The sequence below is a fragment of the Priestia sp. FSL W8-0524 genome, assembly GCF_038005965.1.
In the GTDB taxonomy this organism is placed as follows: Bacteria; Bacillota; Bacilli; order Bacillales; family Bacillaceae_H; genus Priestia; species Priestia zanthoxyli.
Map to the genome: position 1 here is coordinate 1 of NZ_JBBOUG010000004.1, position 25085 is coordinate 25085.

General features: G+C 34.3%; 24 protein-coding genes and 1 pseudogene. 11 read left to right on the top strand and 14 right to left on the bottom strand.

The annotated features are described in order from the left end of the window. A partial coding sequence (locus tag NST66_RS28330) for an Ig-like domain-containing protein (RefSeq protein ID WP_340843865.1) occupies nucleotides 1-3955 on the top strand: 3955 nt, incomplete at its 5' end. A 152-nt stretch (nucleotides 3956-4107) separates the two neighbouring features. Beyond that, nucleotides 4108-4635, top strand: coding sequence for an adenylate kinase DNA topology modulator (locus tag NST66_RS28335; RefSeq protein ID WP_310876656.1), 528 nt, complete (start codon nucleotides 4108-4110; stop codon nucleotides 4633-4635). Between the two features lie 419 nt (nucleotides 4636-5054). Here NST66_RS28335 and NST66_RS28340 read toward each other — a convergent pair whose 3' ends face one another. The 3 genes from NST66_RS28340 to NST66_RS28350 all read right to left on the bottom strand — a co-directional run bounded on the left by NST66_RS28340 (nucleotide 5055) and on the right by NST66_RS28350 (nucleotide 6879). Then, a complete protein-coding gene (locus NST66_RS28340) occupies nucleotides 5055-5543 on the bottom strand; it encodes a spore coat protein (RefSeq protein ID WP_310876655.1) in 489 nt (162 codons plus the stop codon). Nucleotides 5544-5651: 108 nt separating this feature from the next. Further along, the gene (locus tag NST66_RS28345; RefSeq protein ID WP_310876654.1) at nucleotides 5652-6353 is read right to left on the bottom strand and encodes a DUF1796 family putative cysteine peptidase; all 702 of its coding nucleotides are present in this window, start codon (nucleotides 6351-6353) and stop codon (nucleotides 5652-5654) included. A 121-nt stretch (nucleotides 6354-6474) separates the two neighbouring features. Then, nucleotides 6475-6879 carry a DUF4183 domain-containing protein gene (locus NST66_RS28350; protein ID WP_028412740.1) on the bottom strand — a complete coding sequence of 135 codons (405 nt, stop codon included), beginning with the start codon at nucleotides 6877-6879 and terminating at the stop codon, nucleotides 6475-6477. Nucleotides 6880-7196: 317 nt separating this feature from the next. On the opposite strand from NST66_RS28350, the gene NST66_RS28355 reads away from it, so the two are divergent. Then, complete coding sequence (locus NST66_RS28355; RefSeq protein ID WP_154974766.1) at nucleotides 7197-7481, top strand: DUF4183 domain-containing protein; 285 nt, start codon at nucleotides 7197-7199, stop codon at nucleotides 7479-7481. 84 nt (nucleotides 7482-7565) lie between these two features. Here the strand turns inward: NST66_RS28355 and NST66_RS28360 are convergent, their stop codons facing one another. Then, nucleotides 7566-8063, bottom strand: coding sequence for a DUF4183 domain-containing protein (locus NST66_RS28360; protein ID WP_310876653.1), 498 nt, complete (start codon nucleotides 8061-8063; stop codon nucleotides 7566-7568). Between the two features lie 589 nt (nucleotides 8064-8652). On the opposite strand from NST66_RS28360, the gene NST66_RS28365 reads away from it, so the two are divergent. Both NST66_RS28365 and NST66_RS28370 read left to right on the top strand, forming a co-directional pair. After that, entirely contained in the window at nucleotides 8653-9138 is a 486-nt protein-coding gene (locus NST66_RS28365; protein ID WP_261764045.1) for a hypothetical protein, read from the top strand. A 428-nt stretch (nucleotides 9139-9566) separates the two neighbouring features. Then, nucleotides 9567-10079 (top strand): hypothetical protein, encoded by a 513-nt coding sequence (locus NST66_RS28370; RefSeq protein WP_052191924.1) that lies wholly within the window; start codon nucleotides 9567-9569, stop codon nucleotides 10077-10079. Nucleotides 10080-10272: 193 nt separating this feature from the next. Here the strand turns inward: NST66_RS28370 and NST66_RS28375 are convergent, their stop codons facing one another. The 3 genes and pseudogenes from NST66_RS28375 to NST66_RS28385 form a co-directional block, all read right to left on the bottom strand. After that, nucleotides 10273-10470, bottom strand: coding sequence for a hypothetical protein (locus NST66_RS28375; protein ID WP_310876652.1), 198 nt, complete (start codon nucleotides 10468-10470; stop codon nucleotides 10273-10275). A 139-nt stretch (nucleotides 10471-10609) separates the two neighbouring features. Beyond that, nucleotides 10610-11665, bottom strand: coding sequence for a phosphotransferase (locus NST66_RS28380; RefSeq protein WP_099000285.1), 1056 nt, complete (start codon nucleotides 11663-11665; stop codon nucleotides 10610-10612). A 5-nt stretch (nucleotides 11666-11670) separates the two neighbouring features. Beyond that, nucleotides 11671-12777: pseudogene (locus NST66_RS28385) on the bottom strand (carboxylate--amine ligase). Nucleotides 12778-13069: 292 nt separating this feature from the next. On the opposite strand from NST66_RS28385, the gene NST66_RS28390 reads away from it, so the two are divergent. The 3 genes from NST66_RS28390 (at nucleotide 13070) to NST66_RS28400 (ending at nucleotide 14429) form a co-directional block, all read left to right on the top strand. Continuing rightward, on the top strand, nucleotides 13070-13285 hold the full coding sequence (locus NST66_RS28390; protein WP_098627445.1) for a spore coat protein: 216 nt from the start codon (nucleotides 13070-13072) through the stop codon (nucleotides 13283-13285). Nucleotides 13286-13423: 138 nt separating this feature from the next. Then, on the top strand, nucleotides 13424-13975 hold the full coding sequence (locus NST66_RS28395) for a spore coat protein (protein WP_098627444.1): 552 nt from the start codon (nucleotides 13424-13426) through the stop codon (nucleotides 13973-13975). A gap of 25 nt (nucleotides 13976-14000) precedes the next feature. Further along, the gene (locus NST66_RS28400) at nucleotides 14001-14429 is read left to right on the top strand and encodes a spore coat protein (RefSeq protein ID WP_098627443.1); all 429 of its coding nucleotides are present in this window, start codon (nucleotides 14001-14003) and stop codon (nucleotides 14427-14429) included. A gap of 205 nt (nucleotides 14430-14634) precedes the next feature. Here NST66_RS28400 and NST66_RS28405 read toward each other — a convergent pair whose 3' ends face one another. After that, the gene (locus NST66_RS28405) at nucleotides 14635-15069 is read right to left on the bottom strand and encodes a hypothetical protein (protein ID WP_340843866.1); all 435 of its coding nucleotides are present in this window, start codon (nucleotides 15067-15069) and stop codon (nucleotides 14635-14637) included. 124 nt (nucleotides 15070-15193) lie between these two features. On the opposite strand from NST66_RS28405, the gene NST66_RS28410 reads away from it, so the two are divergent. Together NST66_RS28410 and NST66_RS28415 are read left to right on the top strand one after the other, a co-directional pair. Further along, nucleotides 15194-16753, top strand: coding sequence for an ISL3 family transposase (locus NST66_RS28410; protein WP_182031761.1), 1560 nt, complete (start codon nucleotides 15194-15196; stop codon nucleotides 16751-16753). Nucleotides 16754-17088: 335 nt separating this feature from the next. Beyond that, nucleotides 17089-18372 (top strand): glycosyltransferase family 2 protein, encoded by a 1284-nt coding sequence (locus NST66_RS28415; RefSeq protein WP_310876650.1) that lies wholly within the window; start codon nucleotides 17089-17091, stop codon nucleotides 18370-18372. 1 nt (nucleotide 18373) lies between these two features. Here NST66_RS28415 and NST66_RS28420 read toward each other — a convergent pair whose 3' ends face one another. From NST66_RS28420 to NST66_RS28430, 3 genes are all read right to left on the bottom strand, one after another. After that, the gene (locus NST66_RS28420) at nucleotides 18374-18592 is read right to left on the bottom strand and encodes a hypothetical protein (RefSeq protein ID WP_098627440.1); all 219 of its coding nucleotides are present in this window, start codon (nucleotides 18590-18592) and stop codon (nucleotides 18374-18376) included. A gap of 15 nt (nucleotides 18593-18607) precedes the next feature. Continuing rightward, nucleotides 18608-19132: a DUF2642 domain-containing protein gene (locus tag NST66_RS28425; RefSeq protein ID WP_098627439.1), complete on the bottom strand. Its 525-nt coding sequence runs from the start codon at nucleotides 19130-19132 to the stop codon at nucleotides 18608-18610. 143 nt (nucleotides 19133-19275) lie between these two features. Beyond that, the gene (locus tag NST66_RS28430; RefSeq protein ID WP_310876649.1) at nucleotides 19276-19995 is read right to left on the bottom strand and encodes a glycosyltransferase family 2 protein; all 720 of its coding nucleotides are present in this window, start codon (nucleotides 19993-19995) and stop codon (nucleotides 19276-19278) included. A gap of 153 nt (nucleotides 19996-20148) precedes the next feature. Between NST66_RS28430 and NST66_RS28435 the strand changes: the two genes are divergently transcribed. Next, nucleotides 20149-21231 (top strand): glycosyltransferase family 4 protein, encoded by a 1083-nt coding sequence (locus tag NST66_RS28435; RefSeq protein WP_310876648.1) that lies wholly within the window; start codon nucleotides 20149-20151, stop codon nucleotides 21229-21231. Nucleotides 21232-21265: 34 nt separating this feature from the next. Here the strand turns inward: NST66_RS28435 and NST66_RS28440 are convergent, their stop codons facing one another. From NST66_RS28440 to NST66_RS28450, 3 genes are all read right to left on the bottom strand, one after another. Further along, nucleotides 21266-22510, bottom strand: a complete 1245-nt coding sequence (locus tag NST66_RS28440; protein ID WP_310876647.1) for a glycosyltransferase family 4 protein — start codon at nucleotides 22508-22510, stop codon at nucleotides 21266-21268. A 576-nt stretch (nucleotides 22511-23086) separates the two neighbouring features. Beyond that, on the bottom strand, nucleotides 23087-23818 hold the full coding sequence (locus tag NST66_RS28445; RefSeq protein ID WP_310876646.1) for a glycosyltransferase: 732 nt from the start codon (nucleotides 23816-23818) through the stop codon (nucleotides 23087-23089). Between the two features lie 280 nt (nucleotides 23819-24098). Next, nucleotides 24099-24989 (bottom strand): NAD-dependent epimerase/dehydratase family protein, encoded by an 891-nt coding sequence (locus NST66_RS28450; RefSeq protein WP_310876645.1) that lies wholly within the window; start codon nucleotides 24987-24989, stop codon nucleotides 24099-24101. Nucleotides 24990-25085 lie beyond the last annotated feature (96 nt).

Consider the following 25085-nt stretch of genomic DNA (forward strand, 5'->3'; position numbering starts at 1 on the left):
AGCCATTTCCACCATCACGATTACGATTCTTCCAGTAAATGATCCACCAGTAGGTCCAGATGTTATTACGGTTACTACTTTTGAAGAAAGCCCTGTTACAGGCCAAATCGTAGCAACTGATCCTGAAGGAGATCCCCTGACGTACACCTTACAAGATTTACCGACTAATGGAACAGCAGTAATCAATCAAGAAGGGTTATTCACTTATGTACCAAACGAGAATTTTGCTGGAAATGATACGTTTACTGTACGTATAGCCGATCCAACTGGACAGTTTATTATTACGAATGTATTTGTTATTGTTATACCAGTTGAACAGCCACCCATTGTACCTAATTATTCGATTACTACTCTTGAAAATCAATCTGTAACTGGCCAGGTAGTAGGAAGTGATCCCAATGGAGATCTGCTCACTTATCGCTTAGGAACTTCTCCAGTGAATGGAAGCACCACAGTAAATATAGATGGCAGTTTTATATATTCACCTAATTCTAATTATGTAGGTCCAGATTTATTTACGGTTATCGTAGAAGATTCAACAGGTCTTACAGCAGTGTCTATTGTAAATGTTACAGTTATTGACGTGAACAATTCGCCAATTACGAGTGATGTTATCCTTCAGACTATAGAAAATGTAGCAATTAGTGGGCAAGTTTTTGCCACAGATCCAGACGATAATTTACTCACTTTTAGTTTATCGGGTACCCCTTTTAATGGAACAGCTGTGGTAAATCCAGATGGCACCTTTTTGTATACCCCAAACCCTAATTTTATTGGTTTGGATTCTTTCACAGTGGAGGTAAGGGATAGTCGTGGAGCTAGTGCACAATCTCTTGTAACTATCAGTGTAATTCGAGTGAACCAACCACCGATTGTCGTAGATTTATCACTATCAACTGTACAGGGTCAGTTTGTAACAGGGCAAGTTCCTGCCTTTGACCCTGAAGGAGATCCACTAGTATATGGTCTGAATTTAGCACCACTTAATGGTACTGCCATTATTAATTCAGATGGAACATTTACGTACACGCCGAACCCAAGTTTTGTAGGAACAGATTCATTCTCTGTTTTTGCCAGAGATCCTCTTGGAAACCAGGGGTTTGGAACTATTACTGTAGAAGTTCAGTCTCAAAATTTACCGATTAGCGCTGAAGGGCTAACTTTAACTACTTTAGCAAATCAACCTGTAAGTGGGTCTATTGCTACTGTGAATCCAGCAGGCTCTCCATTAAGTTATGCTGTAGCCATTCCGCCATCAAATGGAACTGTTGTATTAAATCAAGATGGAACTTTAGTTTATACGCCAAATCCTGGATTCACAGGAGAAGATATCTTTGATATCGTTGTTATAGATTCAGCTGGAAATCAAAGTATTGCTAATGCTGTTGTGACAGTAGTAGGAGGAGACAGAATTTCAGTGGTAAATAGTGAAATAACGACTTTATTCAATACGCCAGTTTCTGGGCAAGTAAGTGCTACAAATTTGAGTGGAAACCAATTGTTTTATACGCTTACGTCTAATCCAAATAGTGGATCTGTCATAGTTAACCCAGATGGGACATTTATCTATACGCCAAATCCTGGATTCTTTGGAACAGATCAATTTCAAGTACTTGTAAGCGATGTTCTTGGCAATACAGCTGTTGCAACTATTTCTGTTGTCACTCAGGGACCGATAGAACAGGCGCCAATTGTAGCTAATCAAGCACTATCAACAACCGAACAGCAGCCTGTAACAGGAAGTATTGCAGCTATTGACCCACAAGGAGAAGCATTAACTTATACCTTACTTGGCGGACCAGTGAATGGAATTTTAATACTAAACCCAGACGGCACTTTTACGTATACACCAAATCCAGGATTCATCGGAACGGATCCTTTTACAGTGTCTGTTCAAAACGAAACGGGTTTAAATGCAGCTACTACGGTTCAAATAACTGTTACACAATTGGCTAATCAAATTGTAGTCAGTAATACCATTGTTCGAACAGTAGAAGGGCAGAGTGTAAATGGTGAACTTTCAGTTCGAGATCAGCTAAATAGGCCACTAACCTACACCCTTAACAATCTCCCTGCTTATGGAACGGTTATTTTAAATCCAGATGGAACGTTTGTTTATACACCGACTATTGGTGTGAGTGGAACAGATCAATTTGACGTTCTGGTTCAAAATGACCAAGGAGATCAAGCAATTGCTTCAGTTTCAATTATAATTGATCCGGTTCAAAGTACTATTACACCACAAGACGTCACAGTACAGACTCAGCAAGGTGTAACTGTCTCAGGGACAATATCGGCTACTGATACTCTTGGGAGACCAATTAGATTTTCTTTAAATGCATCTCCATCCAATGGAACAGCTGTGGTAAATGCAGATGGAACGTTTAGCTATACACCAAGTCCAGCATTTTTTGGAGTAGATAGTTTTACTGTATTAATTCAAAATGACAGAGGCGACTCTGCAATTGGTATTGTGCGGATAGTTGTTCAAGAACAACAAGATAGCATTGTTGTTACCCCTCTTACGCTTCAAGGAGTAACGAATCAACCTGTTACCGGTCAAGTTACGGCAGTTGATGCACTAGGTAATCCATTAACCTATCAAATTCAGAGTTTACCTGCAAACGGAACAGTGAATTTTAATCCGGATGGTTCATTTATATACACGCCAAACCTCGGATTTACTGGTATAGATTCTTTCACAGTAATTGTTACAAATAATCTTGGTCAGTCAGCAACAACTAGTGTTACTGTTTTGATTCAGGGAGTTAATGATCCAATTACAGTTGAAGATCAGCTTTTAACTACACCAACTGGTCAAATTATTGAAAGCCAAATCATCGCAACAGATGCACTTGGAAGACCTCTTAGCTTTGCTGTGGCTACCCCACCAACAAATGGAGTACTTGTACTACGATCAGATGGAACGTTTAGTTATACACCAAATTTAGGATTTATTGGTCAGGATCAATTTGTGGTATCTGTAAGAAACAGTGACGGACAACAAGCGTTTTCAATTGTTACTGTTAATTCTACCGCAAGCAATAATATAATTACTCCAGGAAATAATACCTTTGCTACTTTGCAGGGTGTTCAAGTAGTTGGTAATATTCAGGTAACAAATTTGCTGGCACGTCCATTAAATTATACACTAGCAACAGCGCCTTTAAGTGGTAGCGTAACCGTTGATTCCAATGGAAGGTTTGTCTATCAGCCTGCGCCTAATTTTGTAGGAACGGATACCTTTACTGTATTAGTACGAGATGATCTAGGAACAGAATTACTGGTAGTGGTAACAGTTGTAGTAGGCAGAGACCCTCAGCCTCCTAATGTGGTAGGGCAAGTAATAAAGTTATTTGTTAATACTCTTACTACTGGTCAGCTCATTGCTATTGATCCAAATTCTTTACCACTAATTTATCAAGCCATAACAGGTGCTCAAAATGGCCAGTTTAGAATTAATCAGAATACAGGCCAGTTCATTTATGTTCCTAATGTTAATTTTGTGGGGACCGATAGGGTGATTATAAGGGTCACTAATTCGGATGGAGCTTCAAGTGAAGCAGCACTTACTTTCATCGTGGAAAGAAGAGTATCGCCAGCACCGACACCAGTTCCTGGTGAATCTAAAAATAAAAAGAAATCGTTGCGAGATCCGCGCAAAAATAAATCAAAAGGTAAATGTCCTATAAAGGTATCTGATCAATGCATAAAAGGAACCATTAACAAGAAAATATGTGGTGAAATTGATGCTTGTACAGTCAAAAACCTACCTCTTAAATATCAAATCTTCAAGGGGACGAAAAACGGTAAATTTAAACTTAACACGGAGACAGGTGAGTTCATTTACATTCCTAACGTAAACTTTGCAGGAGATGATTCAGCTGTTGTACAGATAGTAAGTATAGAAGGGGTATCGGTTCAAGTTACTATTAAATTTGTTATAAGAAAATAAGTAGCAACTAAAAAGCTATCCAACAATTTATTTGTTGGATAGCTTTTTCAATTAAGGTTCATGGTGTTTTGTACGTAGCGAGCATAATTATATGTATAAAAATGGTAATAAATAGCTTGATTTAATTTTATATATGAATTGAGGTGATATTTATGTGTAAAATTGTTATATTTGGTAATTGTTGTTCGGGTAAAACTACACTAGCTGCACAGTTAGGTGAAAAATTACATATACCTATCCATCATTTAGATTTGTGGTTTAGAGAACCTAAAATGAGAAAAATATCGCACATTAGGCAACGAAAGAGGTACTTTAAAAAAAAGTTAGAAAGGGTGTTAAATACAGCAAGTTGGATTGTTGAGGGATGGGGATATCTAGATACGTATGATTTACGTTTTAGTAAAGCCGATATTATTATTTTTTTAGATGTTGTCCCCCAAGAATCTAAAGAACGATTTTTAATACGAGAACAGAATAAAAAAATGCACATAAAAATAACTGAAAAATTGGTTAAACAAAGCTTTTACAAAATAGATAAATTTCATGAAGAAAACCGACCTATTATATTGGATCTTTTTCAGAAGTATGAAGGAGAACCAGGGAAAAGTTTATTTCCTATTGCGAGAAAATACAATTTAGAACAATTACTTGCTACATTAAGAAATGGGAAATACGGATAGAAAAAACGTTTACTTATAGGTAGTTTATAAGTTAATGAATTACTCCATTTCTTTCTTAAAGCGTTACTTATTTGTCCATAGATATGGAATGTGTGCTAACACGCTTCTTTTTTATGAGTATTACATATGTATTTGTGATGAATGAAAAACTCTTTTATAGTTATGGAAAATCGTTTACATAGAGGTTATAAAAAGTGTTTTGCTTTTTGTTGTAATATAGGCATTCTATAAATGTAGTGGCTTTAGATAACTTTCTCTGTAATAAAAAGTGTACAGGCTGTAGTAGCAAAGAATTTTCAATAGCTTGTACACTGTTAGTTAGTTTATGAGGGTATATTGAAGATACTACCTGTCATAACTCTGCTCCCGTAGTATTTTCAACAACTCTATTAATAGGTCATTAAAGGGTCAATGGTTTTCTAAGGAGTTAGTAACAAGGTCAACGCTTGTAAAAAATTTTGTATAAAAACAGCTATATCGTTATTGGATGTTGTTACATTGACACCTTTACTGTTTTTAACGATAACTCTTTGTCTATTTAATTGAAGTGACCTTGCGGTTTGGGAAACTTCTTGTAAAAACAGCCTTATTGAATTGGCATCGAGACCTATTGAAAGTAACAAAATGGTTAATATTTGTATGAAGCTTTGAAGAAATATGGCTGTTTGTGTATCTGTTGCAGTAATAGTAACATCACAGGAGTTTTTCACAAGAATGATTGAATCAGAAACTTGATCACTGAGGATCTGTTGTCTGGTATCAGTTTCAATAAGTGCATTGTTATATCTATTGGAACAAAAATAATTTTTCTCTGCACATTTTGTTTTTTTACAATTTTTTTCTTTTTTTCTTGAAGGTTTGGAATTTAGACAACTACAGTAGCACTTTCTTTTTTTAGAACAACTCAAAGTGTAACCTCCTTTATATGTTTCTATTATATTAATATGAAAATTAAGGAGGTTTGCTTGTATACTTGTCCCTTTTCTTTTATATATTATAGGAAAAAAGAGTAACGTTTAATTTAATAGTGTTATGCCGCTTAATAAATCATTCCAAACAGAAGTATTGGTGCAATTATCTCGCGAAACTTGAACCCAACAAATTTTGTCTTCAGGTGTTCCAAAATTCATGTCTTTTACTCCATGTAATTCTTCGTCAACAGTCTCAACTAACAGAAGATTAAAGTTACCGTTAGTCATGTCTGTTAAAATTGATTTTAAGTTAATTACGTCTTCGTAGCTTGTGGGCATCCATTCATATCTTATAAATAACGTACGTTGACTTTGCGCGATTTGATTAAGAAATGTTTGAATACGATGATCTAATCTTATTTTATAAGGTGGATATTGGGCAGACCAGTCTTGATTAGGAATCATGGGGAAATCGTGGACAGAGTCGATGTTATATTTAATATCTGTAACATAATGAGCTCTTATTGATTCAGAAGTTCCTGGTTTAAAAATAGGGTACCCGTTATCATCTATATAATTAGCGAGTATGTCTTTTTCAATTATGTTTTCTGCTTCCATAAAACCTTGAAATTTATTTCTTAATAATGTATTTATATCGGGGAGATAAGGAGATTGCATCCAATCGAGGGGAAACGAATGCCTTCTCAAACCGTGACGTTCGGAATAAAGCGCTGGGCCACACCAGCTTCCTAAGCCAGCCACCAAATTATAAGGGCCTTTTATATCTTGTAAGTTTATATCAATCACTCCTTTTTTTTCTTACACTATAGTATATAGAATAGGGTTTTAAGTTGATTGGACAATGAAAGGCATATTTAAAAAGAATCTTTTTTACGAGTCTATATAAAGAGCAATTATTTATATTGGATTACGTATTAATTACGGTAGTGACAGATAACGTACTAGTTGGAGTTGAGGTAGAAGTTGCAGAGTGAGTAACAAATTCTACAATTACAGGTGCTCCAACAGTTACAGTATCATCAATATTTAAGGCTGTAGTAGATAAAGTGTAGACATTAGTAGGTTGCATGACTCCATTGATATATATATTAGCGTAAGAATTAGCTGTTACATCAGGCAAAGCTGTGATTGTTGCTCCTACATCATCAATAAAGCTTCCAGCAGGTATCGATGTGACTCCTCCTGCAACCATTGGGGCCGTTACAAATGTTGTAAATCTTGCTGGGGTAGGAGCCACACTCGTTGCTGTTGCTACTGTAATATCTCCAGCAATTGTACTAGTGGCTGTAAAAACAGGTTTAATAATAGGCATATGTCTTATTCCCCTTTCGAAGCATGGGATGTAGAAAGAATGTTAATATCCCCTCTATCTATTAATAGTCAGATTTCTATTATTTGCCACGGTCAATAGTCTATATAGGCAGTCCAAATTTTTAAATGGTGAAGAATCTTTTTACCATTTAGGTCTTTTGCCGTTTCTAAATTAAAGTAGAAGAATAATAAATAGAGAATTAGCGTTGTTTTATATTTCCTTTAATGATTTCAAAGTGTATTCGTAAAGAAGCATTTTAAAATTTTTAAAAAAGAAGAGCGATAAATAATTCAATAATTAAGAAGGGAGGATTATAAATGCCAATCGTTAAGCCCTTTATGAATTCTTTAAGGTTTAGTAGCACTGCAGGAGCAGGAACAGGTACTGGCGCTACCTATAATATTCTTGCTACAGCTTTTACTACTGATGGAGGAACAGCTGCTACAGTTTTTCCAACTGCTCCTGCTTATTATAATCTTTATATTAACGGGCAAATTCAAACAGGTGATACTTCAACAGTTACTACTAGTTCTATTACCATTCCTGATGGAGACACCCTTGCATCTGCTACTCCTATTGTGGTTGAGTTTGTTGTAAACTAACTAATGTATTGTATTTTTTAGCTGATTTCCCAACTGGGGAAGTCAGTTCTTTTTTTATGACTATCTTAGAATTTATAAACTTTTTTATACTTCCTTATTAATTAACACAAATTGGATAATAATAGGAACCCCTTTTGAAGGCACTTCTTCTGTTAGTAAAGTTAAGCTTCCTTTTTGAATTTGATAATTAATATTAGGCTGTAGAATACCATTAATAAATAAATTGATATAAGAAGCTTCTTCAGGTGCCAATATTTCAGTGGTTCCATATTGAGCTATCCCATCATTATTGGTATAAAGGCGTTTTTGACCATCTGAAAAAGTAAAATATAATAAATTAGTGGAGGGAATTAAATCTGAGAGTGGAGGCCCCTGAGGCCCCTGAGGCCCCTGAGACCCCTGAGGTCCCTGCAGCCCCCGAGGACCTCTATACTTTTGATTGCAGAGGTTATGAATAGAACAAAATACCAATATAGATTGTGAATTGGAAACATATACAGAATGGGGTAATCTGTAACAATGAGCTTTTCGTTTCTTTTTTTTGTAAGAGATCTTTTTACAGAGAACGTATCTACGTATCAAGTGTCAATACCTCCTTTTATTGCAATTTCATCTACCTTAAATCAGTGAAGGGGAGAGTAGACATACAAGAAGGATAAAAGAAGAAAGGTAACCTTGAGGTTCTTTATACATTAGAGTAGTTAATTATAACTTGACTTTTTATAGCTTTTATAAAGAAAAGATGAAGAAATATTACTCTAGCGACTTTTGTCCAACATATACATTCACACGTGTCTTCTTTATCTGGAATGATTATATATAGGTTTGTTAACAAATATTGAAATAACTGTACGTTTTTCAGTTTTTTCTTCAAATAGAACTTCCAATACTTATGGTATTCATTTACTTGGTAAATGAGCGCCTAATGATAGTATAAGTGCTATAGAATTTATAACCTAAGGGTGAATCCTACTGATAACTAGCATCATCCGGGCTCATTGTTTAGGAGCATTATCGATACAATTTTTACCTCTTCATTCACCAAGTATATTAAATAAATAGATTTCACTCTAAAACGCCTTAACTACATAGCGTATACAGGATGTAGTTAAGGCGTTAGCAGGAACAATAAAGACTTGTATTGAATGTATATACAAATTGTATAAATGAGGTGATAAGGTTGGGGAAATTGGATAAGTACGCTCGGCAATCAAAAGCAAAAGAACCAAGTAAGGTTCTGCCCATTCGGTTACCTGAAAGTATATATGAGCAATTTCGACAACGTTGTGAAGAGTTAGGGTTATCTATGTCTGAAGCTGGATATTTGCTCATTAAAGAAGAATTAGAAGATGGTCTATACAACGCTAGTACAAATGAAGTTGCTGCAACTACACAGCGAATACAAAATCGTATACATCGTGAAAACACTTCGTATACAAAGGAAAATACAGATAAATCCCCTTTTTTTTCTACTAGGTGGACGTCAATTAATTATGAAGTTGAAAACGAATTACCTTGTCCTCTATGTCACCAATGGTATAGCAAAGCGAATTTTTCTCGGCATGCCAAAAACCATAGTGCCACTACTAAAGAGCTTTTAGAAAACAATGAAGATATAGTTTACAAAATGATTGATGAACGTAAACTAACTCTGTAAACAGTTTATTATATGTATTTGTATAGGTGTGGAGATTCACCTTTTGATTCCAGAAAGACACCTGAGAGGGAACAAAAGGTGAATGTTCTAATTGTTAAAGTAATGATGCATGAATGCATTTTCTATTCACCAAATGGTGAGGGGGTGAAATTCTGCAATTAAAGCATTGTATTGTACTTGAATTTTACATATTTGTTTACGCCTTAAACTTCACTACTACTGTTTCTATTAGCTTATCAAACAACCAACCTCTGCGAAATTTCTACTCTAATTACCTTATCTCTACGTACAAATAATTCCTTTAACGTGTTGTTAACCTGAAATTAGATAGTCAAATAATCACTTTTTTTATGAAAATGACTATTATTGGACAAGCACACAAACATTTTATAAACAAATGAATAAAATAGTATATAAATAAAAAAGGAGTGATTATTATAAAAAGCTATCGTCACCATAATAAAAACGATGAAGTATATTATGTAGAAGCTGCTTACCCATCTAAGGGTTCATATAATAAGAAAAAAGAGAATGAAAAATTCTTTGTTGAAAATCATACAATTGAGGGTTCTGGAACCAATTTAACAGGAAATATCCCATTAACTATTGCAGTTCCTGCTAATGCTATAGATGTAACTGTTTTTGAAGACTTTACTAGAAACCATAACAAAACGCTTCTTCAGTTATCAGCTGCAGCTACTGGCGTTGGTGTAGCTACTGGTCTTACGGTATCAATTTTTGTTAGAGGATCTAGACTACCGATCTCAGCGACTATACCTGCAGGTTCTACAAGAGCCTTTCAAGTTGAAAACTTTGAAAAATTAACTGTTTCGAATCCTTCTGCTACTACGGAAGGAACTTTAAATGTCTTTATACAGAAGACATTCTGTATTGGTTGTAATAGTCAAAATAAAAAATCCAATAAAGGCTGTTGCTTCTAAAATAGTAAAAAAACCACCATGTACAATTTACTTTGTGCATGGTGGTTTTTTATTACTAGAAAATTTTAAGTATCTTGATTACTCCAGCTATATCTTAGACATTCTGTAAAAAAAGAAAAGGGCTATTAACCCGAGAGCTAATAGTCCTTACTCATTATTTAGTTATAAGTAATTAGGGTTAGAATTAAATAACTTAATTGTAATAACTTTTACTGCACTTACATTTATTTTTAGCATAGTCTTTTTCGTAAAAGACAACTTTATCTTTGCCATGATCTTTTTCGTGCTTGTCTTTGCATTTATCTTTTTCATCTTTGTTCTTACGAAGGTCATACATCGCTTTTAAGCAGTGCTTACTTTCATCATTTTGATCATAATAAAATTTAGTCAAATGAATTCCCTACCTTTGTTTAAAATTGGTGTTTCTATATATTCTATTTTCAAACAGAAAAATTGCTTGTACATTGAGGTAAAAATGGCTTTTAGACTATTTTTAAGTTAATAGTCTAAAAGCAGCATAAAAAAAGCATTTATTGATATATTCCTAACTCTTTACCCCATGTTGAAATCTTTTCAAGATGGTAACTTAAAAGTTCACCTTCACGGTTATCAGCAATCCTTCTCAGTTGAGTGTGAAGGCCTCTTTCCAAGGTTCGCTGGAGATAGGCCATTTTATAAAGAATCATAGGGTTTGTTTTAAAGGTAATTCCGTGTTTTTTCATTTCAGCCACGTATAGACCCACACACTGAGTACGTATTTTCTCTGCATTTGGTTGCCAGTCTTTTCTGAAGCCTAACAATAGTTCCACTAATACAACCATGTCAAACCATACTGGAGCGTATTTGGCTGACTCCCAATCGATGAATTGAATAGGCCATGGTGTATGTCCAGTAACATTTTTGCTACATATATTTTGCATGTGTAGATCGCCATGCGTAATAGCTAATCCATTTTTAGTTAATTCAGGAAAGAAATCCGGTCCTTTATTGTATAGCTTAATTAATGATGAATAATAAGGTTTTATAATATGGCCAATACGATCATCTTTCATTGCTGCATGCAATAGGTCAACTGTTTGATTCATAGATTTGGCCCTATTCTTTTTTGTAGAAGTATAAACAGGTAGCCAATCTCTCCAAACGTTTTCATTCTTTTTAAACCTATTTTCAAAAGTTTGACCATGAAGTTTAGCTATACTGGGAATAATATATTGAAAGTGAGACGGAGAGAAGGTCAATTGTCCACGTATTTGATTAACAAATTCCATAAAGACCCAGGTTTCATTTTTGACTGTTTCTACAAGATAAATGCGAGGCAAAAACTCTTTTAAAATGGGGTAAGATTTTTTGTAAATATTAATCTCTACTTCATTTTTGTAGGCTGTCGAATTGTAGACCTTAAAGATAATTGGATAATAACCATTTTTTCTTTGAAGCAGTAATTTATATATACTACTTCGTTTTGTTGATTTTAAACACTTAATTTCTGAAGGGATAACTGTAATTTTCTCACCCATCGAATAAGAAAGTTTTTCTGCTATTTTTAAATCTTTAATCTGATAATAGAGCGCCTTAAGATCATACATAGTAATCATTCCTTTCGCTTACGTTTCCACGTATTAACTAAATGAGACCATGCGCTTCTGAAAAATGGCATTGGATCATTCCATGCAAATAGAGCAAACTCTTTTTGACCTTGCAGCCCCAGATAAAAATCTTTGAATGTCATTTCGGAAGTTTTTTTCTTTTGAAGGAAAGTAAGGTAATACCTTATAAGGTAAATCCATTTAATACCGTCTATTTGATTCAATCTAGGCTCTGGGTTTTAGTTAGTGAGGTATAAATAATAGGTGTAGGCAAAGTCAATACCTGAGGGGCCTGTGAGACTATGGGTAAGCCAAAAGCGAGGGTTTATTTCAATGAATTTATAAATTCCATCTCTTGGATCCTTTTTGAATTCAGCCATGCCTATGCCTTTGAGCTTTATTTCTTCAAAAAATGGGAGACATATATCGATAAGTTCAGGAACTCTTTTGCTGACGATATGAGCACCTGTTCCAAATTCGGCAGGAAACTGATGGTTTTTTTGTAAGGAGAATAATGCAAGTAGTTCCATATTTTCATTATAGAGAGTAGCTACTTTATAAAAGCATTGATTGTCTCCAGGAATCAGTTCTTGAATAACTAATTGTCCGCATTCTCTATAAAAACAATAATCATTCCTTAACTGCTCAGGAGTATCAAATACAATTGCTTTTTTGTTGATTTTCTTTCTGAACTCGTGGCCGAGAACAGGTTTTAAAATACATGGGAATTCAACATTTAAGATAGCCTCTTCAAGTTCCTCTTTACTATCTATTACATATGTTTTTGGACATGGAATATTATGCTTGACGGCGAGCTCGTAAGTTTTGTTTTTATCAAGTACTTGCTCAATTAAATTATCATCAGGTAATAAAAACAAGAAGTAATTTAGCAATTCGTCTCTGTTTTTGGAAATGAATTGTACGTAGTCATCTGCTCCTGTATACAAGACAGGTTTTGAACCAATTTTTTTAGAGAGGTTAATTAAGAAGTTTAATAGTTTCTTTTCCTCAGTTACAGGACTAGGGCATATACTGCAAGTAGCTAGGCGTGATTTTCCTCTTGGAGATAAAAAATCACCTGCAACATGCACAACCTTTGCTTTTTTTCCCATTTAACTCAACTCTTTTCATAAATACTGTTAAGAAAATTGTTGAAAACATAAGGTACTTACCTTATGTACAAATATATGATGTTAAATTTATTTTATTATCTTAAATTTTTAGAAGAATATGGCTATCACAGTTACCCCAGTATAGAAATGCTACTGTTTTATTTAAAAGAAAATATTAGTGAGTAAAAAATCGCTTCAACGACATGTGAAAACAGGGAGGAATTGTTTCCTTTTATGCCATTCTTGCATATGTTGTTATGAATAACGACCTTATGTAAAAGGAGCGATTAATATGAGTGATTCACCAAAAAAACCGGAGATTGTTCCAAATAAGTTGATGGACTTATTAGTAAACGACGTTTTTTCTAAACATGGCATAGATAAAGAGAAAATCAAAGGAAACCTATCTGAAGAGAAGAAACAAATGCTCAAAGAAATGGTTGAAGATTTGTCGAAACGAGTAGATGAGTTTGTACAACAAACAAATGCTTCCAACAAGAAAAAATGAATTATACCGTTCATAAACGCCATTAAATAGGCGTTTTTGTTGTTTTTTAAAATGGTTGCACTCAATGGTCAATTGGCCCAATCCTATTGATTGGTATGTTCATATATTAATACATACCATGAAAAAGGAGTGTTAGTTATGTCATCTAAAAAATATTATTCTTACGATGTAAAGAAAAAATCCAAATGCAGGCATAAAAAAGATGATTCTAAGAAGCATTGTAAAGATGGCTGTAAAGTAGATCACTATGAAAGTGAATCTACAGAATATGATTACTATAATAGTCGTGAGAGCTTTGAAAGCAGTGAAAGCTTTGATGCAGAAGTAGTTCAAGAATTGGATCAACTTTCGTTAATTGACCAAGAATCAGATGAATTAATTTGGATTAAAGATTCTTGTGACATCAATGTCACTACTACAGATACTCAAGCAGCTATCGGTATTCAAGTGGCTATCCAAGTAGCTATTGCTATCGTGATCCGTATTGCTATCGGCGATACTTCTCAAAATGATGGTGTGCTTCAAGACTTATTACAGCTATCTGAGATAGAGCAAACAAATAAACAAAAAATTTATATTGAAAACTCTAAAGACGTAGAGATTACAACGACTGATACAGACGTAGCTCTTAACGTTCAAGTGTTGTTACAAGTACTAGTAGCTATTATTGTGCTTGTTGATGTTCTTTAATTAAAAATTAAAAGAGGTGAGAAAAATGGGTGGAAGAAAATGGAGAGCACTAGACCATTGTGAAAATAAACGATTCAGTGGTAGAGACGTATGGCAAGAAGCTGACCAAATCGCTGCTACTGAACAAAAATCTTTTGAAAAAATTATTGTTAAAGATTCAGAAGGTGTTAGAGTACAAACAACAGATACTCAAATTGCAGCAACTATTCAAGTAGCTTTACAAATTGCTATTGCAGTAGTAGTACGTATTACAATCGGCGATAATACTCAAGGAGACAGCATTGTTGAAGAGTTAAAACAATTTGCTGGTATTAAACAAAAAAATACTCAAAAGACAATTATCGAAAACTCTACAAACGTAAATGTTACAGCTACTGATACAGATATTGCTGTAAATCTTCAAGTATTATTACAAGTACTAATTGCTATCTTAGTTACACTAGATATTCTTTAATACGTACCAGATCTTCTGAGCGTAAAAACAAAGAAGGACAATGGTTTTAATCCTATATAGGGAAACAGAATAAAGATAAGGTTTTATTCTGTGAATGCATTTAGCTAAATTTATTCGTTCGTATTTTAGTAAATAAAAGAAAGTAAAAAAGCCTTCGCTTTTGTAAGAGCGAAAGCTTTTTTATTATATAAAATTAAGCAATATGTTAATCCGAATAAGCAACGCCATTAAAACTTTCTGGTCCAACCCTCACAGTTCCTAGGATGTTACAAGTGATAAAAGCAGTGTAAACTAAAAGGTTAGAAGTGGGTTTTGGTACATTAAAATCTGAAGCAGTAAATGTAAACAGCTGTGGTCCTAAAAGGTTAATATTTAATGCCTCCGATGAGGAATAGACAACAGGATTGTTAAAGGCAGTACCTCTTACAATAGTGATTGTAACAGTAGTTGCGACGGGGAGGAGTGGTAATTGGCAAGCTACAGTACCACTCAATTGAGTACGTATAACACCTGTAGCACTTGTAACGTTGAGGCCAATTTGACCGAATAGACCCGGATTGGAGAGAAGCGTAATAGGAATAGAAATAGAGTTAGCGATACTAGCATTTTGAGATGTTCTAGAATCTAATAATATTGTCATGGTATTTTTAACCTCCTTTCTATGTACTTGTATTTAGTACTCTAAAACTGGCTCTTACGGTCTTTTGGGGAAGAGTATTTTTAAGATTATTGTAGTATAGTAGGAGGAAAAGGAGTAAATAATCTTGTGTCAAATAAATTGGATAGCTCCGGATGATTCTCTAGAACTTTTGAATATCTCTTTGCATAACGAGCACCTACAATTAATTATAAAAAGCACAGCTACTAATGCATGTTGTCCCAAATGTGAACAATTAAGTTCACGGGCACACAGTAGATATAGTCGTATCATACAAGACCTTCCGATTGCCAACCAGCCAGTATCTCTTGTATTCCTTACAAAGAAATGGTTTTGTACAAATTTCAATTGTCCAAGTAAGGTATTCACAGAACGCTACGGTTGGCTAGCACCAAACGCAAGGCGTACCCTTCGGGCTGAAGAAACGCTCAGGAAAGTAGCTTTCTCTGCAAGCTGTCTAGCCGGAGAAAAAGTAGCTCAAGCCATCTATCTTCCCGTCAGTCATGACGTTTTACTTACAATTATCCATCGGACAAGTGTAGACCACAAGGTGTCTGCTTTTGTGGGAATTGACGACTTTGCTTTTCGGAAAGGCCATACATATGGAACCTTAGTTTGTGATCTAACTACTCACAAGCCAGTTGCTGTACTACCCAATCGTAAACCAAACACTATTACTTCGTGGTTAAAAAAACATAAACATATTAAAGTAGTGAGTAGAGATGGATATAGTGGGTTCCGCCAAGGGATTTCAGCTGCAAATAAAATGATTCTTCAAGTATACGATCGGTGGCATTTTATAAAAAATTTAAAAGAACAATTGAATCGATACGTATTAAGGTCTGTTTCAACCTATATTCAATACGTAGATTCTACGCCAGTTCCTTTAAAGATAACCAAATTAGAACAAGAAAAGCACACTCGTCAAACGAATAAATGGAAACTTATTCAAATGATTCAAGAAGCCCACCGGGCTGGTCAATCTCTTCGTTCACTAGCCAAATCTTATAATTTGAACCGAGAAACAGTCAGTAACTATATACACATAAAATCACCATCATCTCTTAAAAAATGTTCTATTCGTCCCCATCTAATTGACCCTTATTTACATATAATGATTGATCTAGAAAGTAGGAAATATACAGTTAAACAAATCGAAGCATTTCTTCGAGATAAAGGATATACTGGGTCTCAATCAGCTGTAACTAGAAGAGTGGCAATGATAAGACGAAACCGAAAGAAAAATCAACCTTTACTATCTAAGGAACATCAGATTTCTCAAAAACAGATAGCGAGATGGATGTGGAAAAAAGCAATAACTCTTGAAAAAGAAGAGCAGAATAAACTTCAATTCTGCTTTACATGCGAACCTCATTTAAAAGATATCTACCGTATCATACAAGCCTATCGTGAGATTGTTGATCAAGCTAATTATCAAGCTTTTTTAAGGTGGCTAGAAGAACTACTTACTAACAAGAAACATCCTTTTTATCAATATGCATGCCGTTTAAAAAGCGATTTAGAATCAATTAAACATGCTTTCCTTTTACCTTATAGTAATGGTGTATTAGAAGGTCAAGTTAATCGTTTAAAAGCACTTAAGCGTATTATGTATGGACGAGCAAGTTTATCTTTGTTACAAAAACGAATTTTATATCAATTGTAACTTATTATTTTAAAAAAATTTTGATAAATGTATCTATATGCGATGTGAATCTTCCCCAAAAGACCGTAAGAGCCGATTTTGAGTTGACAAATACATGTACTATTACTATATGAAACATTGTCATCTAGTGATTGGACAAACTAATTAATTTACAAGGTTAATTAAACTGTTTTCAATTAAATCAAGATACAATTAAGAATGCTTTTTTATAAAAAGCGTTTAGGTTTAAACCATACATATAGATCAATACACATAAACTGAAGGTATGAAAAACAATAAATAAGGTATCGTGAAGCTGCAGCATAGTTAGCGTTCTTAAGGACGGAGGAATATAAATGATGGATATTCAGATATTTTTAGTTGGTTATGTAAACTCAAGTTCGATAAAAAAGGCCGTGGACTCGTTACATTTTATCAATAACCGCATAAATGAAATTATAATCTTGGACATACCAGAGACTTTACTGCAAGCAGGAATGATTTTTGAAGACACAAAGATACAATGTATAAACTTAATAAATAATGACCTAGGATTAACGTTAAATTATTACATTCAAGGATTGTCGTGTGAATATGTTATGTTTTTGTATAATTATGATTATTTGAATGATAATGTAATGAAGCACACATTAACTTTAAATGATAAAAAAGGTGCTATGACTTACGATTTTATAATTAATAATAAAGTTATAAAAAGACCTTTTCTCATAAAAACATCTTTTCTGAAACAAAACCCTTTCTTATCTAAGAGTTATCTTCCATTTAAAGAATCAGTTCTTCCATCTTGGCTTTCACAAATAAATGAACTATCTATCCTTCCTTCACCCAATAAATTAGTTAATCAGGTATCTATAGATAAGACCAGTAGTCACCTTCAAAAATTGAATTTTATCGAAAAGTATCAGCAAAAATTAGAAACACAGAACATACCTCCTTCAATTACGGTTATGATAGCTAATTACAATATGGGTAATTACGTAGGAATAGCTATTAACTCGTGCATTCTACAAAGTAGTCTTCCAGAGCAAATACTAGTCGTTGATGATGGATCAAACGATCATTCCTTAGAAATTATAAAGAGCTTTGAAAATGCACCAGGTTTTAGGTTTTTTAGTAAAGATAATGGTGGAAAAGCAAGAGCTCTTAATGAGGCCCTAACATACGTTGAAACAGAATTTGTCATGGAGTTAGATGCCGACGACTGGCTAGACCCGGATGCACTTTACACTATAAGAAGATATTTAGAAAATTTAAAGGAAGACGTAGCTGTTCTTTACGGGAATTTAAGAGCATGGAAGCAGAATGGAGAAGAACATATAAGGTATAAAGGACTGAGGAAAGGACGGATGATTCTTAATAGAAGTGACCTTCTTTCTTATGTATTTCCCTTAGGACCTCGCATCTATCGTACCGCGACTTTAAAAGAAAACAAGGGATTTCCTCTAATTGATTTTGAAGGGGGACGAATGTATGAGGATGTAAGTGTATTAAATGATCTAATAAAAACACATCGCTTTTTATATGAAGATATGACAGTTTATAACGTAAGGGAACACCCGTTAAGTATTACAAAAAGAAATCACTCCAGTTGGAGTGATTTCTTAAAAAACCTTGACTAGTTTACGCAACCGGTGAAATTTTAATTGAAGTAATTGATGGAAAAGCGATAGTTAAAGGAAGAGTAGTTCCGCCATATCCATATCCCACAGTTTGAAGGATTGTAATAAGGCCATTCGTTACAGCAGTGATAATTCCTTCAACAAAGCCATCTGCTAATGCAATTTCGACTGGTGTACCAATACGCTTTGTTAATTCAGCTACTAAAGTACTTTCAAACATAGTATGACTCCTTCCTCAAAGTGATGATACTGTTTCAACTTTAGAAAGTGGGATATAGTTTAACGATCCGTCACTTTCAGCAACTGCCACGTAGTCTGATAAAACAGCAAGTAAAACACCTGTAATGGTTTCATTCGGTGTAGATATTTGAACTGTTTGATTAACACGATTTTTTAAGTCGTTTCTAATCGGGGCTGAACCAGATGAAATTGGTAGTCCTGCTAATATGGAGAGAAGATTTCTTAAAAGATCACTAGCAGAAGTAGTAGTAGTACTTACAAGACCCGTAGTAGTGTTTAAGATATCAGTTGTGGTTGTATTAACTGTGTTTAAAAGGCCAGTTGTAGTTGTGTTAACCGTATTTAAAAGATCTGTTACGACAGTAGTAGGATTAATAGTATTTAAGGCGTTAGTTACAGTAGTAGCAGGATTGACAGCATTTAAAAGGTCTGTGGCAGAAGTAGTAGTTGTGTTGACTGTTTGAGGTAATGAAAGCAGGTTTCTTAACAACGCTGCTCTTGCTTCACTTGATAGTGCCAATAGAATTCATCCTTTCTTAAAGCAAAATTTTTGCATTATTATCTATGTTTTATAATATGCTTATCCGATTTCATGGTGCTCGGCGCTTTACCTAATTTAGCTGAAAATCCGCATTTCTTATAGAAGGACTGTTAACTAAATTGTTATTCAAAGCTTTCTTTATATCTTAGCGCTAGTTGTTCCATTACGTATTTATGACGATTAATCACAATTTTATTTTCTTCTTTAATAAAAGAAGCATATTTTTTACTTCCCATACTTTCATGTATCCTTGATAGCAACAGAGGATGGGAAATGTATTGTAAGTCGAATACTTGAATGATTCGTAACCATAAGTCATAGTCATGAGTATACAGAAGCGTCTCATCGAATAGACCCACATGATTAAATACATCTTTGTGAATCATAATTGAGCAGCCGTTGATAATATTTCCTTTACTTATTCGAGTGATAAGGTCTAATTTACTTAACGTTTGGATACCTAAAGGTGGACTAATAATTCGTCCTCTGTAATTAATGGCGTAGTAATTTGTGTGACTGAAAAAGGCATTATGAGTTTTCATCGATTCTAATTGTATGGCAATTTTTTGAGGATCATAAATATCATCGGAACTAAGCCAACATATATAATCACCTGTTGCTTGCTGAATTCCTGTATTTAAAGCACTAGCTGTGCCACCATTTTCTTTTGAAACATAGGTGATTTTATCTAAGTAGGGAAGGATTTTATCCGTATGCTTAGTAGATCCATCATTTACTACGATAGTTTCAATATTGGTGTATGTCTGTTTAGTTATACTATCTAGTGCATGATCGATATAAGAGCAATTAAAGAATGGTACAACAATAGAAACTTTTGACATATTCGCTTCTCCTTTCAAAAATTAACAATCTCTAATCTGTTTTCAGGGAAAATAATGGTTTCTAAATTTACATCACATTTATTAACATATGTAACACGGTTTACATATGAAATAGAAGTTTATTAATTCTATAAGTAAGGGTGGAGAGGCAAAATGAATATATTATTCGTGTTTTATGTTCCGAGTGGAGGAGTAGAAACGTTAAATCGTCAAAGGTGTAAAGCCCTTAAAAAGTACAACGTTAATGCTCATTGTCTTTATTATGAAAATAGAAAGAAAAATATGAACGACCATGGGACCCAAACGTTTGTAACGAATGACGACCATGAGATAAAAAAAATCCTTGATGAAGGAAATTATAGTCTTATTGTCATTGTCTCAGACTTTCAAGCTTTGCCTCGGTTTAGATCACTTGGATACCAAGGAAAAATGATTATTGAAATACAAGGATACGGACCGAAAAGTACAGCAAAATCCGCTCTTACAGATGCTATACCTCTTGTCAATAACTATGCTACGGGATTTCTTAATCCAAAGACTCCTCATATTGTTCAATTACTAGATGAACTCTATCCTTCACTTCCAAAGTTTAGCTTCAACAACTGTTTCGATACTAACCAGTTCTCTTATAAAGCTGTGCCCACTAGTCATCATCCTAACATTGCATGGATTGGGCGAATCGAAGATAACAAAAATTGGAGAGAGTTCTTAAAAATCGGTAGCGAATTAATCCATAATCACAATTCAAACATACGATTACATATGTTTGAAGACCCTACTCTAAGCGAAGCTAAGGAAAGAGCTCAATTTGAAAAATTAATTAAACAGTTAGATTTAGAAAAACATCTTTTTCTTCATGCAAACGTTCCGAATGATCAAATGGCCGTTTATTTTTCCATGATAGGGGAATCAGGCGGGTTTTTATGCTCTACTTCAAAGGTAGAAGGAGCTCCATACTCTCTTCTTGAAGCAATGAGTTGTAAGTGTCCGGTTTTAACCACTGACTCCGATGGCGTAAGAAGCTCCGTTATTCATAATAAAACAGGCAAATACTACACATTAGGTGACGTTACCGAAGCTGTTAAAGAGGCAAAAGAATTAATGGCAGACTCTCAGTTAAGAGAACAAATACGTAAAAATGCTTTTGAGCACGTAAAGGTAAATTTTAACCCAGATTTATACTGTGTGAATTTTATTTCAATGATTCAATCACTCGGATTAAATCTTAGTAAGTAAATAAAATACCAGATCTGTTCTCGGATCTGGTGTTTTATTTTTCTTGGTTTTCTGTGCGAAGCTTTTCCGCTTGTTCGTAAAGCGACAGAAAATTATTAACCATTTTGCTAAGGTCCCATTTATTTTGAGCCCACTCTTTTGTACAAGAAGCTAGCTGTTTTCGAAGGAAATCATTTGCAAGCAAGTACTTTAATTGCTCATAAAGTTCATAAATGTTTCCTACAGAAGAGACTAGCCCGCTTCTTCCGACTTCAATCATTTCAGGTAGTCCAGCTGTATTGCTAATAAGAACAGGAAGGCCTGTAAGCTGAGCTTCCATAACAGAATAAGGCTGAGTATCGTGAATACTAGGATGAACAAAGATATCGGCTTCTCTAAGGAAATGGAGAACATTATTGGATGCACCTAAAAATCTAACTTTATCTTTTAAATCTAAGTTTATGCATTGTTTTTCTAATTCCCCTTTAATTTCGCCTTCTCCCAGTATCCAGCATTCCCAATCCTCTCTATCTTCTTTTAAGAGGGAAAGGGCATCTAAGAGGTGATGAATGCCTTTTAAATAGACGAGCCTTCCCATATAAAGGATAATTTTTCTCCTCTGCTTAGGTCCGATAAATGGCCTTTCTATGGCATCCATATGGAATTTTTGGGTATTGATTCCATATGGGAAGGTAACAATTTTTTCTGAAGGAATAGAAAAATTATCTACGATATTACGAGACATCCATTCGGTTGGACTATGAATGAAATCACTTGCCTCATATCCTAACTTCTCAATTACCTGGTGATATTGATATTCAAATGTGGCCTCTATTTGTTTGTCTGTTTTATGAGGATGCATGGTTTTGAGTGTGAAAAAAATATCTTTTGACAGATTTCCAAGAGCACTAGTCACAAGTGGGGTATGAGAAGGTTTAACTCGATTTATAGCGTTTGCCGCTGTGACATCTAGCGCATGTATGAGGTCATATTGCTGAAGGTTATAATATGCTGCCGAAAGCTCTAAGCTATAACGAAATAACTCAGTGTTGTATATCCAACTCTTCACTGGGAGTGAAGGAAGCTCAGTAAGCAATTTTTCTTCAATATAGTAGGAAAAAACTTCAATATCTATTTCTGGCTTTTGTCCAATGATTCGATATTTATTTAAATCAGGCGTCTGACTAAGGACATGAACTGTATGACCTGACTCTTTCAGTGACTGTTGGAGTGAGGAGACAAATGTCCAAACGCCTCCAGTATAGGGTAGGGGGTAATAGGAAACTAATAAAATATTCATTTTATAATCATCCTTTAATTATTTTCTCTCTATTCAATAGGAAGAGGAGAAGAATAAGAATTTTCAGCGTCTAAAGCACTTCATTTAGTATGAACAAGAATTATATTTACAATCCCAGGATCAGGTATCTTATAATTGACAGGTAAATTAGGCTTTACTTCGTTTAAAAACTTAATTAAATTGTCATCAAATGACAAATGCTTACTATCCTTCATGTAAGTCCCTTCTTTTCTTAAGATTATTATAGATGATATATGCTTAATTTTTTATCATTTTGAAAGTTGCTATTTATTATAATATGTCCAAAGTTTGCAATTGGCACGGACGATTGAATGCTAATAGTAGATAAATATAATAACAAGTTTAGATAATTATTTTTTACAGAGTATTTTTATTAAAGTTCCCATACAGATTTGTATGTAACAAACTTTACACATTTCCATGTAAAGTTTTTAGGATGAAAGATAAACTTGCATCCTAATAATGCATTTCATTTATCAAATCAAAGTAACGAGTGGAATGCTTATAAAAGGAATAAATAGGGGGGGAAGAGTAATCATAGAAGAGTAAGCTCACCTAATTTTGCGAAGGGTGTGATTTTGACTTGCTGATATATTTTTGCAGCAGAGGGCGGTAATGAAACTCGATAGTTTTCATTTCTTCTCTCATCTCATTTTGGTATCTGCTGGTGCCCGAATGTTCATGAGAACGAAATTTTGTAAGTGCTTCATCATAATAATGGATTTCATAGCCATTAACAAGCATACGAAACCACATCTCATAATCCTGAGTATAGCGAAAATCCGGAGAAAAAATCCCAATTTCATCAAAGATTTTCTTTTTTATAAGAATGGTACAACCGTTGATAGCATTATACGTTAAGTAGGCGTTATACACTTCTTCTAAACTGGAGAAACGTTTACAGCACCAAGGTATTAAAACTTCATTATCTTTATTAATGTAGTCAAAGTTAGTAAAGCTGGCATCTATGTTCTTTTGCGTCATAAAGTTTAGCTGTTTAGAAATTTTTTCAGGAACAAAATAATCATCTGAGCTTAACCAAGCTATATACTCTCCTGTAGCAACGAATAAACCAGTATTTATTGCAGTAGCCGTTCCGCCGTTTTCTTTTCTTATATAAACAATTTTATCTTTAAATGACTCTATCTTCGCAGTGTGGGACGTTGAACCATCGTCTACCACAACTACTTCGATATTTTCATAAGTTTGGTTTAAGGCACTTTCGATCGCTTGATCGACAAAGGCACAGTTGTAAAAAGGAATAATTATTGATACTTTTGGACCCATTGTTTCCCCTCCGAAAAAAATTTTTAATAGCATAAGTGAAACGTAGTCTAAATTACGACTTTTGCAGGTGAATAAAAGGTGGAGATGATCATTTTAAGTTTATTAATGAAAGCACACTCTTGATTAGAATATGCATAAACCTTCTTAAGTGACATGCTTTCTCAGAAACTTCATTTACATAAAACATCCGATTTTATAAGAGAATGGTTACTTTTACGCACTTGAATTTTGATTCTCCATAAAGGTAAAGGGGAAGGGATTCTAACGATAGAAAGGTTCTTTAACGATAAAATTCAATAATGTCTTGGATAGTAGATTCTAATGTTATAGTTGGTTGCCAACCCAATTCAGTTAGTGCTGTAGGGTTTAAAGTAACAAAATTATTTAACGGACTTGTATCATCTACTTTCACTTGAAACTTGATAGAAGTTATCTTTTTGAAGATATTTATAACATCTTGTAAAGAATGATTTTTTCCAGAGGAGACATTGTACGAACGTCCATTCTCTCCTTTTCTAAGTAGAAAATCATAGGCTCTAACGGCATCTCGTACGTCTAAGAAGTCAAAATGATTATTTAAGTTACTGACCCTCAGATATTGTTCATCCCCTGCTTTCTCCATATCTATAATTTTTTTAGCGAAAATGGAACAAACTCCGTTAGAGAAACCAGGACCTATAAGATTTGATGGTTTAGCAACAACAACATTCATATTATATTGGTTTGACCAAAATTGAGAAATGAGGGCCTGAATGGTCTTACTCAGACCATATGGGTGGTTAAATGTAGTTGGAGCCGTTGGGTCAAACTGAAGAGCAGAACCTACAATGACAGCTTTGCAAGAAGGCATCTCTTTTCTAAGAGCATCAAGTAAGTATGCTGTAGCCATTGCGTTTACTTCTAGAGATTGAATGGGATTATCCCAGGATAATCCTACAGCGTTTTGACCTGCCAAATGAAGGAGGTAGTCCGGCTTGGTTATTGAAATTAACTCCTTTACTGACTCATTATTAGATAGATTGCATGTTCTGCATTTAATTTGCTTATTAGAAAATGAATTCATGTTTGTGATAGCTACGACGTCAAACTCTAATCTTGAAAAATAATCACATGCGTGAAGTCCAGTAAATCCACTAGCACCGGTAATTAGTAACGTAGGTTTCTTATCCACTAACGACACCCCACTCTGAATAATAATCTAATAAATAAAACTTATTATAGATGTATGCTTAAAAAGCTAAATATTTCATCTAATGCTCAACAAGAC

What these genes read in the sequence shown, in the direction of transcription:
- NST66_RS28335 (WP_310876656.1), top strand. Translation starts at nt 4,108, where the DNA reads ATGTGTAAAATTGTTATATTTGGTAATTGTTGTTCGGGTAAAACTACA.
- NST66_RS28350 (WP_028412740.1), bottom strand. Translation starts at nt 6,879, where the DNA reads ATGCCTATTATTAAACCTGTTTTTACAGCCACTAGTACAATTGCTGGA.
- NST66_RS28355 (WP_154974766.1), top strand. Translation starts at nt 7,197, where the DNA reads ATGCCAATCGTTAAGCCCTTTATGAATTCTTTAAGGTTTAGTAGCACT.
- NST66_RS28380 (WP_099000285.1), bottom strand. Translation starts at nt 11,665, where the DNA reads ATGTATGATCTTAAGGCGCTCTATTATCAGATTAAAGATTTAAAAATA.
- NST66_RS28390 (WP_098627445.1), top strand. Translation starts at nt 13,070, where the DNA reads ATGAGTGATTCACCAAAAAAACCGGAGATTGTTCCAAATAAGTTGATG.
- NST66_RS28395 (WP_098627444.1), top strand. Translation starts at nt 13,424, where the DNA reads ATGTCATCTAAAAAATATTATTCTTACGATGTAAAGAAAAAATCCAAA.
- NST66_RS28400 (WP_098627443.1), top strand. Translation starts at nt 14,001, where the DNA reads ATGGGTGGAAGAAAATGGAGAGCACTAGACCATTGTGAAAATAAACGA.
- NST66_RS28405 (WP_340843866.1), bottom strand. Translation starts at nt 15,069, where the DNA reads ATGACAATATTATTAGATTCTAGAACATCTCAAAATGCTAGTATCGCT.
- NST66_RS28415 (WP_310876650.1), top strand. Translation starts at nt 17,089, where the DNA reads ATGATGGATATTCAGATATTTTTAGTTGGTTATGTAAACTCAAGTTCG.
- NST66_RS28420 (WP_098627440.1), bottom strand. Translation starts at nt 18,592, where the DNA reads ATGTTTGAAAGTACTTTAGTAGCTGAATTAACAAAGCGTATTGGTACA.
- NST66_RS28430 (WP_310876649.1), bottom strand. Translation starts at nt 19,995, where the DNA reads ATGTCAAAAGTTTCTATTGTTGTACCATTCTTTAATTGCTCTTATATC.
- NST66_RS28435 (WP_310876648.1), top strand. Translation starts at nt 20,149, where the DNA reads ATGAATATATTATTCGTGTTTTATGTTCCGAGTGGAGGAGTAGAAACG.
- NST66_RS28440 (WP_310876647.1), bottom strand. Translation starts at nt 22,510, where the DNA reads ATGAATATTTTATTAGTTTCCTATTACCCCCTACCCTATACTGGAGGC.
- NST66_RS28445 (WP_310876646.1), bottom strand. Translation starts at nt 23,818, where the DNA reads ATGGGTCCAAAAGTATCAATAATTATTCCTTTTTACAACTGTGCCTTT.